The organism is Mucilaginibacter calamicampi (assembly GCF_042676765.1).
In the GTDB taxonomy this organism is placed as follows: domain Bacteria; phylum Bacteroidota; class Bacteroidia; order Sphingobacteriales; family Sphingobacteriaceae; genus Mucilaginibacter; species Mucilaginibacter calamicampi.
Genome location: NZ_JBHTHU010000006.1, coordinates 138,363 through 154,061 on the forward strand (window position 1 = coordinate 138,363; position 15,699 = coordinate 154,061).

Genomic DNA, 15,699 nt, shown 5'->3' on the forward strand with positions numbered 1-15,699 from the left:
CATGCAGTCCCTTGCCCCCATAGCGCTTTTTGTTTATAACCGGCCCGATCATACCCGCCGCACCATATCCTACCTGCAAAAAAATTTACTGGCAGATGAGTCCCGGCTTTTTATTTTCTCGGACGGTGCTAAAACCGCGGCCGATGAGGACATGGTTCGCGAAGTGCGCGACATGGCAGCACAGGTTACAGGTTTCAAATCTGTAAAACTCATCAGCAGGAAGCAAAACATGGGCCTGGCTAATTCCATTATTGATGGTGTTACGCAATTGGTTACCGAGTTCGGTAAGGTGATAGTTTTTGAGGATGATCTATTGTCTTCGCCCTATACTTTGCAGTATTTTAACGAGTCGCTTAAGCGATATAAAGAAGAAGAGAAAGTGATGCATATTGGGGCATATATGTTTCCTTTAAGTAATAAAGCCTTACCCGAAACTTTCTTTCATCGTATTGCTACCAGTTGGGGATGGGCCACCTGGGACAGGGCCTGGAAAAATTTTGAACCCGATATAGATCAACTGATAACACAATTTGACAGCCGGAAACGCTACCAGTTTTCTATTGAAGGCACCGGCAATTTCTGGAAACAGATGATGGAGTTTAAGGCGCGCAAAAATAACTCATGGGCCATACGCTGGTATGCCTCCATTTTTTTAAAAGGGGGTTTGGCGCTGCATCCCGCTCATTCGCTTATTCATAACATAGGGCATGATGGTACAGGCGTGCATTCTAACATTGAGCACATGTATGGCGTAAGCGTCGCTGATAAACCGGTTAAGCAATTTCCGAATGAAGTAAATGAAAACCTGAAGGCACATCTGGCCATCAGACATTTCCTAAAAAACCGTAAAGGAACTTTATTGCAACGCGGTTTGCGTTTAATGAAGCAGTGGAAGATAAAGCACGTTAAAAAATAGTAAAAAAAGGCAGCGGCCTGTGCGATTCCTTCCTTGGGGAAGGCGGAGGAAGGGGTTTAATGAACTTAATTCCTGGCGAAACCCCTACCCGCCACTACTCAGTCTGCCGCACCCTTCCCCAGGGAAGGAGTTTTTACGGCATACAATCTATGATAATCTTAATTTAGAGAGGACTCTCCGCCTTCACAACTATATAAGGCGACAACAATTTACTCTCTACCCTTATAACCTTACTGATCACTTTACCTGCGAACCACAACCCTTTAACAAAACCCTTGGTTAGCGCAGATTGATGCGCTTTGTTCTCCAACCAGATAGAGAAACCGCCGTGGTAATAGGCTTCTACATTTTTTAACCCTAAAGCCCGGCAATAATCGGCAAGCAGGGGTGGGTTCATGCTCTCGATATAGTGCTTATCGTAATTTTCACGGTCGAACTTGCGCTGCACCCAGCCATTCACCCCTGTAAAGTTAGGGAGCGTGATAAACAATGTTCCGCCGGGTTTCAAAAAAGAAAGATGCGTTTTGATGATACTTTTTGTATCGCTGAAATGCTCTATTAACCCAAATGAAAGCACCATATCATACTGCTCTACAGGAGTATAATTGAACAGGTCTGCTTCAATGATCTTTATATCGCTTTCGTCCAGACCATTCTTTTCAAGCAATTGCTTAACCAATCCTTCATGGATAAAATAATCCAGCAAAGTAGTTTCCATCTGCTGGTATTTTTTTAGGTAGATGGCATAATAACCCGGGAAGCCGCCCAACTCAATAGCGGTTTTAGCGTTTTTTTCTTTGATGATTTTGGCCAGTATATCGCCAAAAACATAGTCAGGTTTTATAGTAAAGATCAGGCCGATGCGTGATTCCCAGAATGATTTCCAGAATGAGCGGTCGGTTAAATTATTTTCCATTTATCAGATCAGCCCTTATTTAACAAAATGTAATGATTCTTTTTTCTCCAGTATTCTTGCGGGGTTGCCTACAACCGTGCAATCAGACGGCACACTTTTAGTAACTACAGACCCTGCGCCGATGATAACGTTATCACCTATCTCAATATCGCCGATGATAACAACGTTAGCGCCTACATCCACATTATTCCCTAAACGCGGGCAGCCGCTTAAACTGCCGTCGGCAAGCTTTTTATGGCCTATGGTGACGGAGTTACGCAACACGCAGTTATCACCTAAAACAACACCCTGGTTAACTACCAATGCATGGCCGTGGTATATTATTAAGCCTTTACCCGCTTTTAGTTTACGTGGTAGCTCAATTCCCCATAGCCAGTCGGCTACATAACGGTACCATAACAGGTAGGGGTAAAATATTACCTTGGCTATCATAGAACGGTTAATAAGCGAAGCCAGCCTGAATAAAAACAAAACCAGCTGCCCCTTAAAATTATTATGGTTGGCTTTGCGGTCCTGAAATAAGTAAGTAATGGCGTTCATTTAATTTGATTGTCATGCTGAACTTGTTTCAGCATCTCACACGTCGGCGACCAAATGTGGGATGCCGAAACAAGTTCGGCATGACTGTAATGTTATTTACTTACCAAAAGTAAAATTTTTCGCCGTAATATCAGCCTGGTCAAATAGCCTTAGCTTTTAGCTTTACGCTTAGTCTTTCAGCTTTTTGCTATACTTGTGCAAATGAAAGTTACCCTCATCAACACATCCGACGCCGGAGGCGGCGCGCCGGCCGCCTGCACGCGGTTGCTGCAAGCGTTGCGGTTGCAGGGTGTTGATGCAAGCTTATTGGTACAACATAAAAAAACCAACAACAGCGCCGTAACGGGTATTGTAAGAGATGCGGTAAGCAAGTTAAAGGCACAACTTACTTTTTTAGCCGAAAGAATTCCTTTTATACTGTTTCATGAAAGGGATAAAACCGTGCGTTTTGCGTTTTCTACTGCTAATGCCGGTACAAGTGTGGTGAACAATGCCTTAGTGAAAAATGCAGATATACTGCATCTGCACTGGACGAATTCGGGCTTTCTTTCTGTAGGCGATCTTAAAGAACTAATCGCCACCGGCAAACCCATTGTGTGGACACTGCATGATATGTGGACGTTTACCGGAGGCTGCCATTACTCAGGCACTTGCGAACGGTTTAAAAATGAGTGTGGAAATTGCCCTTTTTTGCGTGACGCAGGACAAAACGATTTATCGCATAAAGGCTGGTTGCGCAAAGCCGCCATGTATGCCGGTGCAAAAAACATAACTTTTGTGGCGTGTAGTAAGTGGCTGGCTGGGGTGGCGGGCACAAGTTCGCTTATTAATAAATTTCCTATTACAAATATTCCCAACCCGATAGATATTGATGTGTTTTCGCCCCGCGATATGCAAACCGAAAGGGAGAAACGCGGGATCAGGTCTGATGCAAAAATTATTCTTTTTGGCGCGGCTAATATTAACGATAAGCGCAAAGGAATACGCTACCTGGTAGAAGCTTTACAGCTTTTAAAACAAAGCAGCAAGAATACATCTAATGTTGAAGTAGTCATATTCGGTAAGAACAAACACTTTGATGTAACGCAGCTGCCGTTTACTGTACATCAGTTAAATATCATCACAGATGAAAATGAACTGGCCGGAGTTTATGGCATGGCAGATGTTTTTGTAACTACATCATTAGAAGACAATCTACCTAATATGGTAATGGAAGCCATGGCTTGCGGCACCCCGGTAGTTGCATTTAACACCGGCGGCGTACCCGAAATGTTAGATCACTTGCAAAATGGTTACCTGGCAGATCTGGCATCGGCGCAGGGTATTGCAGAAGGCATAACCCATATTCTTTATGAAGCGAAAACCGAAGAGTTATCCGCGAACGCGCGTCAAAAAGTGCTGAACAGTTATACTAATGAAAAAGTAGCCAAACAATATACCGAACTTTACCACGCTGTTTTAAACAATGAGTAACAAAGCCCAACCGGTACTTTCTGTTGTAACCGTTGTTTATAACAACGTGACCGACATTGAGCGCACTATGCTTTCGGTGTTAGATCAAACTTATGCGGCTATTGAATACATTGTTATTGATGGTGCATCAACCGATGGTACTTTACAGATAATTGAACTTTATAAGGGCAAACTGGCTAAACTCATCAGCGAAAAAGATAAAGGCATTTACGATGCCATGAACAAGGGCATAACTGCCGCTACAGGCGATTATATTATATTTATGAACTCTGGTGATGGGTTCTATTCAAATGATACGGTATCGCTTGTATTTGCCTCTGCAGATGATGCCGATATTTATTACGGTGAAACAGAAATGATGGATGCTGATGGTAATAGTCTTGGCCGCCGGCGGCATGCTGCGCCTGAAGCCTTTACCTGGAAGGACTTTAAATATGGCATGAGCATAAGTCACCAGGCTATTTATATTAAACGCGCGCTGGTTGAGCCGTATGACCCAAAATACGAGTTAAGCGCCGATATAGACTGGATATTGCGTGCCGCAAAAAAGGCTAAAAACATAGTGAACGTTAACACCTATGTGGCGCGGTATAAGGTAGGCGGCATGTCAAAACATAAACACAAGCAAAGCCTGCTGGAACGTTTTGATATTATGAAAAAATATTACGGGGTGCTGCCTACTGTGTTTAATCACGCTGTTATAGCGTTTAACCTGGGATGGTATTGGCTTAAAAACAGGCGCACTAACGACTAGTTAATTTTTTGGGGGGGGGCTCAGAGCCGCGTGACCCCTGTGAGCCCCTGTGAGCCCCCGTGAGCCCCCCCCTCAATATTAAAACCCGGCTCTTATCTTCGTTTGGGGCGTTTTACTGATTGCTGCGCGATAAAATACTATTTTGCCGCTGTTTGTGTCCGCAAAAAGCTCAATCCAGCCTCTGTGAGTCTGGCCGTTGATTATTAGTTCTAAGGGTAGATATCGATGGTCCTTGTCTTTCCATGAGCCTTCCCAATACGTTTGTGTGGCAGTGCTAACTTTTTGCATCAGGGTAAAGCCTAATACAGGATACCATTCATGATTGGGCAGGTCAGCGCGCGATATCTTATTGCCTTTTTGTAGATCAGGCGTAGTCTCGTTCGCCATATTAGTTGCGAGGTTGCAGGCTAAACCGTTGTAAACCATAAAAACGTCTGCGCTCTTGGTGTTTCCATCGTAGGCGCGCCGTTCCGTCATGAACAAGATATCAAATTTCCCGTTCTTGTCGAAATCAATGGATAGCGACTGGTCCATTGCTACGCTTTTGCCTGTCAGGTCAATATACGTCATCTCCGGATCAGTAAATGGCGGCTCGTCAGGTGCAGGGTTTACGGCGGATTTTTTGCAGCTTATAAATGCAAGTAAGCTTAATAATAGAAAGTACTTTTTTAACATGGTGTTTTAATCTTATTGCTAACTAAAAAAGTTAATCTGCAATAAGACGAAGGTGAACCATGCAGCGTTACAATAGGAGGAAGGTTTTTCTGTCAGATCAAAGTCGGATTTTTACTGTTGGCGTTGTGCTTTTAATATTATCAGGCCCGATACACCTGCAATAAGCGAAGCCAGCAAAATTCCATATTTGGCCTGATCTATCATTACCGCGTTATCAAAAGCAAGTGCAGATACGAATAATGACATGGTAAAGCCTATGCCGGCTAACAGCGCTACACCCGTTATATGCTTCCACGTAGCGCTCTGGGGTAAGGTGGTTAATCCGGTTTTTACCATTATCCATGTAAACAGTAGTACGCCAATAAATTTACCAAATACCAGGCCTGCTACAACGCCAATGCTCACGGGGTTGATAAGCAGTGAGAAAAAGTCGCCGCCAATAACAATACCTGCATTTGCCAACGCAAACAAAGGCATAATTATAAAAGCCACCCATGGATGAAGCGCGGTTTCAATTTTTTGCAGCGGCGTTTGAGCCGCAACACTTAAGGCTTTTATCTGCTCAATAGTTTCGTGCTGTTTGGGGGTAGTAAGCGAACTGCAATTAGGTATCTCCGCGTCGAATTCTACAGAGAGCGTGTTGAGACTGTCAGAATATTGTTTTTCGTTGATCTTGGTACGTGCCGGGATGGTAAACGCCACCAAAACACCCGCAATTGTTGGGTGCACACCTGATAACAGGAAGCAAACCCATACGCCAAACCCTATCAATAAGTAAAATGCTGAATTGCGTATACCAAGCATATTGCCAATGGCAAGAAGAGCTAAAAAGCCCATGCCGATAAACAACGGCAGCCAAACAATGCCTGAGCTGTAAAAGAATGCGATAACCAAAACCGCCCCCAGATCGTCGGCTACTGCGAGTGCAGAGAGAAATACTTTTATTGAGGCGGGAATATGTTTGCCTGCAACGGATAACAAGGCGAGTGCGAAAGCAATGTCTGTAGCCATAGGTATTCCCCAACCATGTTCGCCGGCAGTGCCGTAATTAAACGCGGTGTAAATAGCCGCCGGAACCAACATGCCCCCTAAGGCAGCTACCATCGGCAGGGCGGCCTTGCCCAGTGTGGATAATTCGCCGGCAATAAACTCGCGTTTCAGTTCCAGGCCAATCACAAAAAAGAAGATGGCCATTAAACCATCGTTTATCCATAAATGCAGCGGATGGCTTAATACCTTGTTATCAAAACCAAAGGAAAATTCAATATCCCATAAATGGTGATAACTTTCGCTAAAAGGTGAGTTGACCCAGATGAGCGCTATTATAACGGCCGCGAAAAGCACAATGCCGCTGGTATACTCTAAGTGAATAAAGCGGTTAACAGGATGGATCAACTTATCTATAGGCGACTTTCTCATCGGTTGCTAAAGATAAGCGTTTAAGCCCATACGGTAGCTAAAGCATAAATACTTTTAGTTCATAGTCGCCTATAGTATTCCAATCTTTCATGTGGTCTTTGAGCTTGTCATATAAAGCTTTTGGTGTAATGCTTGTGCCTTTTTTAGGCGGTGCAAGGGTTGCCGGGGGTATGGCTTGTTCGGTAACTTTGGTAGCGGTCCATACTACATTTTCGTGCGGGATAGCCAGCTTTAATATCATGCCGGGCAGGCCTGTAAATGATTCGGGGCCGCCGCTAAACCATATCTTGTCTGTATAAAAAGCTACCAGGTAAACCGAGTCGAGTATAATTCCATTGGCACGGCGGCAGGTAAATCCGGCAATCTCCTGTGTTTCCCCTGTTAATCGCCAGGTTATTTTGCGGGTACTGTCTTTCACTACAAACAGGTCACCGTAAATTTCTTTTTGTGCCACCAGGCTATTGGTGTTCATATCGGCATAAACCGTGTTTAATTGCATCCCCATAGGGTTATCATACAGGTTAACGTAGCTGGATGAAGATATGGGTACGGGGGTAAACAAACTTTTGTTGTCGCCAAATACCAGCTTGCTGTTAAACGTCATAAACTGCGGCACAGTTTTTTTATAGTCCTCTACTTCCAGAACGCGGTCTGGGTAAGGCGGGGTGCCCAATTCCTGTTTTGCTATAGCGTGCATATTCACCTTTTTTTCAAACTCTATAATGCCGCTGGTAACCATTCTGGCTCCCTGGGCTATAACCATATTGCTTATTAAAGTTATAAAGCCAATGATCGTTAAAATCTTTTTCATAGTATGATCAGTTTGCCGGGGTGTCATTCGTGCCAAATTTTGTAAAATCCCATGATAATGTTACCATAAAATACCTGCGTACGCCTGCGTAACTGGTTTGGTTAAAACCGGTTGCGGTTATGTCGCGGTAATTTTGGGTAATATTGAACAAGTTATTACCGGTTATAGCCAGCTTTAAGCTTTCATTTTTAAAAAATGCACGGTTAATATATGCGTTAACTAATGGCTGACTTACGGCTGGTGCATTTGGCACAGCGCCCTGATAGTAGTAATTCATATCAGCCCCTACCTGAAATTTGGCGGGCAAATAAAGTGAGAAATAAGCATACCCGTCAAAGCCGGCCGAGCTGTAGCTGTCTTGAGATTGCAGCGACTGGCTCACAAAATTGTAGCTTGGCCCGCCCGATATGGAGAAATAATACTTTTTAGCCTCGTCAGCGCCTATACGCACATTTGCACTATATCTGTTGTTTTTTGATTGATTGATAGCGCCGTTGCTGTAACTATAAGTGGTATTGGCGTTGGTTGAAAGATTAAAACCTGTATTAAACATCCCCATTTTGCGGTTCATGTTTGCGTATATTCTATAATTACCTGGCATTTTATCGGTTAGGTTTACATACTGAATAACAGATCTGCCAAATTTGTCAACGGTGATGTTTGATATAATGGGGTTGGCAATAAAGTTGTATGATGCATTTATATAGAACGATTTTCCTGTAATTTCCTGCGAAAAATTGTAGCCCGCGCTTATATTATGCCCGAATGACGGACCCAGGTTAGGATTACCCAGCGTAATGTTTGTTGGATCGGTGTTTATCCGGATGGGTTGTATTTGCTCAATAGTAGGTTGCGAGTTACTGCCGTTGTATTGGATAGATATGTATTGTGACGGCCCTAGTTTATGCTGAAACCGGGTTTGTGGCGACCAGTTAACAAAGCTTCGTTTATAAATGTTGCCGGTATATTGGTCTATCTGTTTAAAGTTAACGCCTGATGCGCGGGTACCAAAAGTAAGGGTGGTTTTGGTATCTGCACTTTTATAGCTGAATATGGCACCCAGCTGGTTCATTACCTGGTTAAACTTGTAACTGTTGCTGTATTCACTATCAAATGCGTCGTATTTACCGCTTATTGATCTGTTGAATGATGCGCGGTCAGACGAGCTATTGTTAAATCCTAAGCCATAGTTTAAACCTAAGGATAGTGTTTTTGACAGCGGCTCGTTATAGGTAACGTTACTGTTTAGCACAGAGCTTTCTATAGTTGTTGGTTTGTACTGGTCTATTTTACTATCAGTGGGTGCTTTATCCGGCGAAAAAATGAGAGAGTTAAACTGAAGTTTTGAGTTACTTTCATTATAGGTTTCGCTAACGTTCCATGAAAATACGCGGTTAGGCTTTTTAAACTTTTTTGAATATAAAAAGCTTGCGTTAAAGGCTTTTTGTGTGCCCGTTTCTGTTTGTGTCTGCGTTTCGCGGGTTAGCAACTTACCTGCCCCGTTTTCAATGATAGATAGGCCCGAGCTATTATTATCAATATCTTTGAAGGTGCCATCTACAGCGATTTTTAAGGATGTTGACGCATTTGGATTGCTTTGGAAAGTTAAATCGCCCCGCTGCCTGAAAGTGTGGCTATAACTGCTCCGGTCTGACGATTTATTCAATATTTTATCCGCAGGGTCAGTGATTTCAACAGAGGCCGGCAAATTTTGCTGCGTAAGTGTATTAGCGTTGTCTGTAAGCGCCAATACCCCTATTTTATAATTAGTGTTGATAGATTGCTTGCCATCGTTCAATTTGGTGTCAAAATGAACACCACCGGTTCTGGCAGATGGAAAACCGCGGCCATTGTAGTAAGAATTATCAATGTCGTCTCCGCTGCCAAAATAGGTACCCGTGCTACCGTCATCAAAAGTAACTGTGTTGGTTGATGCGGCACCCAGTTTCATGGCATCATCATCCCCCAAACCGTTAATGCCATTGTTAGCGGTTGTGCCATAAACAGAGAGTTTATAGTTGCCCTTAAATTTATTGGCCATGGCCTGGCCGTTGTAATAACCGCTATTACCAACACCGGCACTAACTTTACCAAACATGCCATTCTTTTTATCCTCCCTCAACTTTACATTTAGGGTTTTTACCTTAACGCCGTCGTCAATACCGGTGATACTGGCCTGGTCGCTTTTGCGGTCGTAAACCTGCATTTTGTCAACCATGTCTGCACGCAGGTTGCGCGTAACCAGTAAGGGGTCATCGCCGAAAAACTCTTCGCCGTCAACCAGAAATTTTTTTATCTGTTCGCCCATAAAGGTAACCTTGCCGTCTTTGTCCACTGTCATCCCGGGCACCTGTTTTAGCAGGTCTTCTACCTTGTCATTCGGTTGTATCACGTAGGCGCGTGCGTCAATAATGCTGGTATCGCCTTTTATTCTAAGTTCTATTGGCTTGCCCTTAATTTTAACTTCGTTTAATACACGCTCCCTTAGCAATAAATTTACGCTGCTAAAATTGTGTTCAGGGTTGGCAGCGTCTAACGTGAATTTTTCTGTATAGTCAGCATAGTCAGGATGGGTTATCCAAAGCGAAAAGTTGCCTGCAGGTAAACCTGTTATATTAAATGCGCCCTCGCCGTTGCTTCGGTCAAATTTTACTAAAATGGAATCTTTAGCATTGATAACGGTTACTGTAGCACGTATTTTTACTTTGTCAACCGTATCAACAACAACACCTTTTATGTTGTAGGGAGATTGAGCGGCGCAGGAAAAAACACATGCAAAAAACAGGACAATCGACGCAATTGCAATCTTCATTAATTTAGGTTTTATACAGGACTAATATAAAAACTAAAATTGTAGTAATTAATTTATTGTTGCCAAAAGTGCTTTTTTAGGTGCGAATACGTGTTTCAGCGAATCTCCAGCGCCCTGATTAATGATAGGAATAAAAATACAAAAAAGAACTGTATAGTATTAACTTTGATCAGGATCTGTAGTGAGTTCCTTTTTCTTCCTGCCGCTGCCTTTCAGCCTTTCGCCAATGTGCCGGGTAGGTATGTTGTCCCCTAATAATTTGCCCCAGGGTTTCAGTTCGTCTATGCGGTCGAAAATTATTTTTAGCACAGCTACAAAAGGGATAGACAAAAACATGCCCGAGATGCCCCACAGTTGATTACCCAGCAAAACAACAACGATTGACATTAAGGCGTTGATTTGAACTTTTGAGGATACAATGCGCGGTACCAATATGTTGTTATCAATAAATTGGATAACAATGTAGGCTATCACTACACCTAACTGCGTTGAATAACCATCTTTGGTAACGGTGGCCATCAGTACAGGCAGGGCTATGGCTATAATGCCGCCTAAATAAGGTATCAGGTTAAGTATAGCACCTATGCAGCCTATTAAAATGGCGTATTTAACACCCAGCAGCAACAGGGCCGCCGAGTTCATTACAGCTACAATTATCATCTCTATCAGCAAGCCTACTATGTAACTTTGTATGGCAACTTTGGTTTCGCTTAAAACTTCTGCCACCTTTGATGAGTTTTCTTCGGCAAAAACCTCGTATAAAAAATTAAGAATAAGCGTTTTGTATAACAGCAAAAAAAACACGTAAACCGGTAGCAAAAATATAATGCCCAAAGTGCCTATCAGCCCGCCCAGCGTTTTGCCAAGCATTGCCTGTCCGCCGCCCAAAGCGTCATTAAGCATTTGGTTCTGTTTGGCAACCGGGATGTTTAAAGTGGCCTGTACCCATTCTTTCAGATCATGCGTTATCACTGCAAATTTTTGCTTCAGCATAGGCAGCGAAGTACCAAACTGAACCATTTGCGACGACAGAAAATAAGCTACACCTGCTACTACTATTAAAGCCCCCAGCAAAGTTATACCTATTGACAAAGCTTTTGACATTTTATACCGCTGCAAACGATTGGCAACCGGGTTTAGCAATACCGCTATAAACGCCGCAAATGCAAGCGGTACTAAAATATCTGTTAGCGTTGCTAAAATATACACCAGCAACACCAACCCGAATAGCACCGCTGTGCTTTGGATGTAAAAAGGTTGATCTTTAATTTTTATAGCCATTTTTTTGAGAATCAGGGGTGAAGAACCAGGAGTTAAGAGCCAGGAGTTAAGACAACTTATCTTACTTCTTGTCTCTTGATTCTAATCTGAATATACACAAAAGGAAATTATATAAAATTTGTTTTGCAAGGCGCCAACCAAAGGTGCGCTATTTTTTAGGCCCGCGAAGCATGGCTGCATCAATCAAACCTTTACTGTTGAGTAGTTTGGCAATATAAGCTTCCCATTTTGCTTGCATGTATTTATCTTCTGAGTGATAAGTCTGCTCGTCGTATAGGTCCTGCATAACTTTCAGGGTGTGTAAATTGTCCTGGTTTATCCGGTCTATTGTGGTTTTAAATGTTGATGTATAGACGGCTTTGTTAAGCAACTGCAGGTACCGCCGGGCAAAAAGCTCGGCTATATTAAAATGAAGCTGCTCATGCCGAAGCAACTCAGGTGTTTGTTTTTCTTTTACAGACCATGATCTGGAAGTGTTAAGGTAGCTCCCGGTAGTGAATATAAAAATATACTTGTTGTTTTTTACCGTCCAGTTGTATTTAGAGAAGATCTCACAAAAGGTTGAGGCGTGGAATTTACTCGACGCGTCTGTTGGGCCCTTAAAGTCGCTCCATTTTAGCAGGCTATCTTTGTGCCAGAATAATTTGTGCTCATCCTGGGCAATCACTTTGGTGGTGAAGGCAACTGATAGCAGGAGCAGGGCAAAGCGGATAACTGGTGACATAAAGGATTTGCCCGAAAATAATTTAATAGCGGGGGTTTTGCAAATGATGGTTTTGAGCAACAAAAAAGCCCGCCTGATTTCTCAGGAAGGCTCTCATTAAAAACAACCGAAAAAGGTCTTTATTCAGGGAAATCTATTCCCTCAAACATTTTGTAATTATCAATATTGGTGGCCGGAGCGAAGAAACATACCACTTTCATTTCCACATCGCCGGTGTTCTTCAGCATATGTACTTTGCCCTGCTCAAACAAAATAGCCGAGCCTTCGCGCACCTCGCCAACTTCGCCTTCTATCATTACCTTGCCATTGCCTTTTACAATGTAGATCAGCTCCTCGCTTTGCGGATGCGAATGCGCGGGCCTTACCGCCTGACCAGGCAGAACGCGGATAACACAGCAAGACAAATGGTTGGCTTTAAGCGAATCTTCGCTGGCCAGCCAGCGCATAAATCTGCCCGGGTGCTCTATTTCGGGTACGTCGGCTTCGTTTATAATGGTCATATCAATTGCGTATTAAACTGTTTTTAAAGTGTTTAAAATGGTTTGGCTTAAAGCCGCGCCGTTCAGGTTGTAATGTGCTGCCAGCTCGGCATAAGTACCGGAGTGGATGTAGTGCAACCCGCCCAAGGTAGTTGTGTTTATGGCGATAAGCTGGCGGGTATTAATGCTGCTTTCCTGCTCAAACAATACTTTACGGAAATGCGACCACAGATAACCGTTATTCTGCTCCGCAATAAATACCGGCTTGCCAGAGCGGTAAAGCTCAACAATAGCTGAAGCGTCGATGGATGGCATGTCAACTACATTAACGGTTATGCCTTCTGCCTCCAGCTTTTGCGCTGCATCCAAAGCCTCATATACCCCGCGGCCAGAGCTAACTATAGTAGCCTCAGCATTGTCAGCATGCTTAACGTTGTACGCTTTGCCAAATTCAAAGGTAAAGTCGGCATCATAAATAGCGTTGGATGGCGCACGTAGTAAACGCAGGTAGATCATACCCTTATTGCCTTCCATTATCCATTTCAGAATACCTAATACCTGCTGCGGACAAGAAGCATTAATGATATTTAACTGTGCAACCTCGTTAAACAGCATCACATCATCATTACCCATGTGGGTAGCGCCGTTTGATTGTGTTTCCAGATCAGCAGCGGTTGCAACCATGGTGTAATCCAGCCCGTGTCCTTCTGATAGCCAGCCATCCGCCTCGGCAATAACCTCCAAACGTTCCTGGTGGCCAACTGCTATGCGGCGCATAACCTTCCAATCAAAGAAAGGGCAGAAAGTGCTTACCCAGGCGTTGCCGCCAAGTATAGCAAAGGCCTCGCCCAGCAGCATCATGTTAGATTCTGCTACACCGGCGTTCAGCGCGCGGTACTTGTCAACAAATCCAATTCCCGACTGTAATCCGCTGGTAGATGCGAGGTCAGAGTCAACAGAAAACACCCGCTCGTCCTGTGCGAAAGCTTTCATAGAAAGCTCTATCACTTTGTTGGCAGCGTAAGGTTTTCCTTTTTCCAATTTTGGCAATTGTGCCGCGTTGTATTTTATCTTTTTATCGCGTACGGGTGCCTTTTGGGTTTTAACAGGGGTATCTATATTTTCAATTTTATTGTGGCTAACCTTAAGCCCCATTTTTTGAGCATGTTTTAAAATGGTAAGTCTCACGTCAGCAAATTCTTCGTCGTTTAACTGATTAAAGAACTTAAAGAAATCCTGCTCGCGAGCCGCACGTTGGCTGGTCTGCAGTTGATCTTCCTGGTCTAAAATATCTGTGGCAATGGTAGCCTTGTGCGTATTCATATAGTCTGACAAGCCGCCATGACCTTTAGTTGTTTTGCAGATAATGACCGTAGGCCTGCCATCGCGTTCGCCATATTTAAACTCCTGTAAAGCAGTATAAACCGGCTGATATTTAGTAGCATCAACTTCAATTACTTTCCAGCCAAAGCTTGCAAAAGTGCCGCTTAAGCTGTTATGCGGAAAGTGCAGCGTGCTGGTTATATCCAGCTGCCCGCCGTTGTTGTCAACCAGTACACAAAGGTTATCCAGGCGTTTGGCTCCCGCGAACATTACGGTTTCCCAAACGGGGCCCTCCTGTAGCTCGCCATCTCCGGTTACGGTATAAACGTCAAACCGCGGCGAACGCTGGCCGGCAATGGCAAAGCCTTGTGCCACACCAACACCCTGCCCCATTGGGCCGGTAGCAACGTGTACGCCGGGCAGTACCGGACCGGGGTGTCCGTTCAGTATACTTTTAACGGAGCGCGAATTTTTTAATACCGCCTTGTCAAAATAACCCAGATCTGAATAGATCGATGCCAATGTAGCAACAGCATGGCCCTTGCTCAGCACAAACATATCCTGATCTGTAGCAGTAGGTTGCTCTACATTAACATCAATAATGCCGCCGTAAAACAGGCTAACCATAGGTATAGTTGCCGACGAAGCGCCACCAATGTGGATAGAGCTGTCAATAGCGTGCCTGCACTGGTACAGGTTTAGCAATCTTATATCAGAATCTTTAACCTGAAGCAGGTGGGTGATCCCTTTGTTTAGTAACGATTTTTTATCTTCTAAATAAATCAAAACAATACGTTTTAAATTTCAATAATCTGATTACATAATTGACCAGCCGCCGTCAACAAAATAGGCTGCGCCGGTTACAAACGATGCCTCGTCTGATGCCAGGAAATACATTACGTTGGCCACTTCTTCTGATGTTCCCATACGGCCGAAAACACTTTTTGATCCAAGGAAGGCTTCGGTGCCTGCAGGGTCAGGAGAATCATTTATAGAACCTCTCAGCAATGGAGTATCAATTGCGCCTGGCACCACGCAGTTAACGCGGATGTTCTTCTCAGCAAGGTCAAACGCCATGCTACGGGTTAGGGTATCAATAGCACCTTTTGATGAAGAATATGCAGCACGCTCACCCACGGTACGGTAACCTAATATTGAGCCGGTGTTTACAATGGCACCTTTGCCCTGTGCAAACATCATTGGGGCAAAAGCGTTGGTCATGTAATACATACCTTTCAGGTTGATGTCATATAAACGTGTCCAGTCGTCTTCGGTGCATTGTGTAATGCTGCCGCGAACTTCTAAGCCCGCGTTGTTGATCAACACATCGGCGCGGCCATATTGTTTTTTTGCAGCCTCGGCTGCTTTTTGTACTTCTTCTTTATTTGATATGTCGCAGTGGCAATAAATAGCATTAGTGCCTATAGCTTTTACCTTTTCAACCGCTATAGCGCCTTTTTCGTCATTGATGTCGCAGATAACGATATCATATCCCTTTCTGGCAAATTTTTCAGCAGCCGCAAGGCCCAATCCTGATGCTCCGCCGCTTACTATCATTACTTTGTTACTCATATTG

At 43.8% G+C, this 15,699-nt stretch carries 14 protein-coding genes; 3 read left to right on the forward strand and 11 right to left on the reverse strand.

Annotation, left to right across the window (positions count from 1 at the left end; all coding sequences use genetic code 11):
• Window position 1: 1 nt before the first annotated feature.
• A complete protein-coding gene (locus ACFQZS_RS10220) occupies window positions 2-916 on the forward strand; it encodes a sugar transferase (protein ID WP_377099852.1) in 915 nt (304 codons plus the stop codon).
• A 163-nt stretch (window positions 917-1,079) separates the two neighbouring features.
• Here the strand turns inward: ACFQZS_RS10220 and ACFQZS_RS10225 are convergent, their stop codons facing one another.
• Together ACFQZS_RS10225 and ACFQZS_RS10230 are read right to left on the reverse strand one after the other, a co-directional pair.
• On the reverse strand, window positions 1,080-1,832 hold the full coding sequence (locus ACFQZS_RS10225) for a class I SAM-dependent methyltransferase (RefSeq protein WP_377099854.1): 753 nt from the start codon (window positions 1,830-1,832) through the stop codon (window positions 1,080-1,082).
• A 15-nt stretch (window positions 1,833-1,847) separates the two neighbouring features.
• A complete protein-coding gene (locus ACFQZS_RS10230; protein ID WP_377099855.1) occupies window positions 1,848-2,372 on the reverse strand; it encodes a serine acetyltransferase in 525 nt (174 codons plus the stop codon).
• A 201-nt stretch (window positions 2,373-2,573) separates the two neighbouring features.
• Between ACFQZS_RS10230 and ACFQZS_RS10235 the strand changes: the two genes are divergently transcribed.
• Window positions 2,574-3,845, forward strand: coding sequence for a glycosyltransferase family 4 protein (locus ACFQZS_RS10235; protein ID WP_377099857.1), 1,272 nt, complete (start codon window positions 2,574-2,576; stop codon window positions 3,843-3,845).
• Window positions 3,838-4,599: a glycosyltransferase family 2 protein gene (locus ACFQZS_RS10240; RefSeq protein WP_377099859.1), complete on the forward strand. Its 762-nt coding sequence runs from the start codon at window positions 3,838-3,840 to the stop codon at window positions 4,597-4,599. The genes ACFQZS_RS10235 and ACFQZS_RS10240 overlap by 8 nt, the downstream gene beginning before the upstream one ends.
• Before the next feature lie 78 nt (window positions 4,600-4,677).
• Here ACFQZS_RS10240 and ACFQZS_RS10245 read toward each other — a convergent pair whose 3' ends face one another.
• The 9 genes from ACFQZS_RS10245 to ACFQZS_RS10285 form a co-directional block, all read right to left on the reverse strand.
• Window positions 4,678-5,274: a hypothetical protein gene (locus tag ACFQZS_RS10245; RefSeq protein WP_377099861.1), complete on the reverse strand. Its 597-nt coding sequence runs from the start codon at window positions 5,272-5,274 to the stop codon at window positions 4,678-4,680.
• Between the two features lie 111 nt (window positions 5,275-5,385).
• Entirely contained in the window at window positions 5,386-6,693 is a 1,308-nt protein-coding gene (gene nhaA, locus ACFQZS_RS10250) for a Na+/H+ antiporter NhaA (RefSeq protein WP_377099863.1), read from the reverse strand.
• Between the two features lie 37 nt (window positions 6,694-6,730).
• Window positions 6,731-7,504: a GLPGLI family protein gene (locus ACFQZS_RS10255; RefSeq protein ID WP_377099865.1), complete on the reverse strand. Its 774-nt coding sequence runs from the start codon at window positions 7,502-7,504 to the stop codon at window positions 6,731-6,733.
• 7 nt (window positions 7,505-7,511) lie between these two features.
• Window positions 7,512-10,316 (reverse strand): outer membrane beta-barrel protein, encoded by a 2,805-nt coding sequence (locus ACFQZS_RS10260; RefSeq protein ID WP_377099866.1) that lies wholly within the window; start codon window positions 10,314-10,316, stop codon window positions 7,512-7,514.
• A 159-nt stretch (window positions 10,317-10,475) separates the two neighbouring features.
• Window positions 10,476-11,597 carry an AI-2E family transporter gene (locus ACFQZS_RS10265; protein ID WP_377099868.1) on the reverse strand — a complete coding sequence of 374 codons (1,122 nt, stop codon included), beginning with the start codon at window positions 11,595-11,597 and terminating at the stop codon, window positions 10,476-10,478.
• A 148-nt stretch (window positions 11,598-11,745) separates the two neighbouring features.
• Complete coding sequence (locus tag ACFQZS_RS10270) at window positions 11,746-12,321, reverse strand: DUF922 domain-containing protein (RefSeq protein WP_377099870.1); 576 nt, start codon at window positions 12,319-12,321, stop codon at window positions 11,746-11,748.
• A gap of 119 nt (window positions 12,322-12,440) precedes the next feature.
• Entirely contained in the window at window positions 12,441-12,821 is a 381-nt protein-coding gene (locus ACFQZS_RS10275; RefSeq protein WP_377099872.1) for a cupin domain-containing protein, read from the reverse strand.
• A gap of 12 nt (window positions 12,822-12,833) precedes the next feature.
• On the reverse strand, window positions 12,834-14,909 hold the full coding sequence (locus ACFQZS_RS10280; protein ID WP_377099874.1) for a transketolase C-terminal domain-containing protein: 2,076 nt from the start codon (window positions 14,907-14,909) through the stop codon (window positions 12,834-12,836).
• 30 nt (window positions 14,910-14,939) lie between these two features.
• Window positions 14,940-15,695 carry an SDR family NAD(P)-dependent oxidoreductase gene (locus ACFQZS_RS10285; protein WP_377099876.1) on the reverse strand — a complete coding sequence of 252 codons (756 nt, stop codon included), beginning with the start codon at window positions 15,693-15,695 and terminating at the stop codon, window positions 14,940-14,942.
• Window positions 15,696-15,699 lie beyond the last annotated feature (4 nt).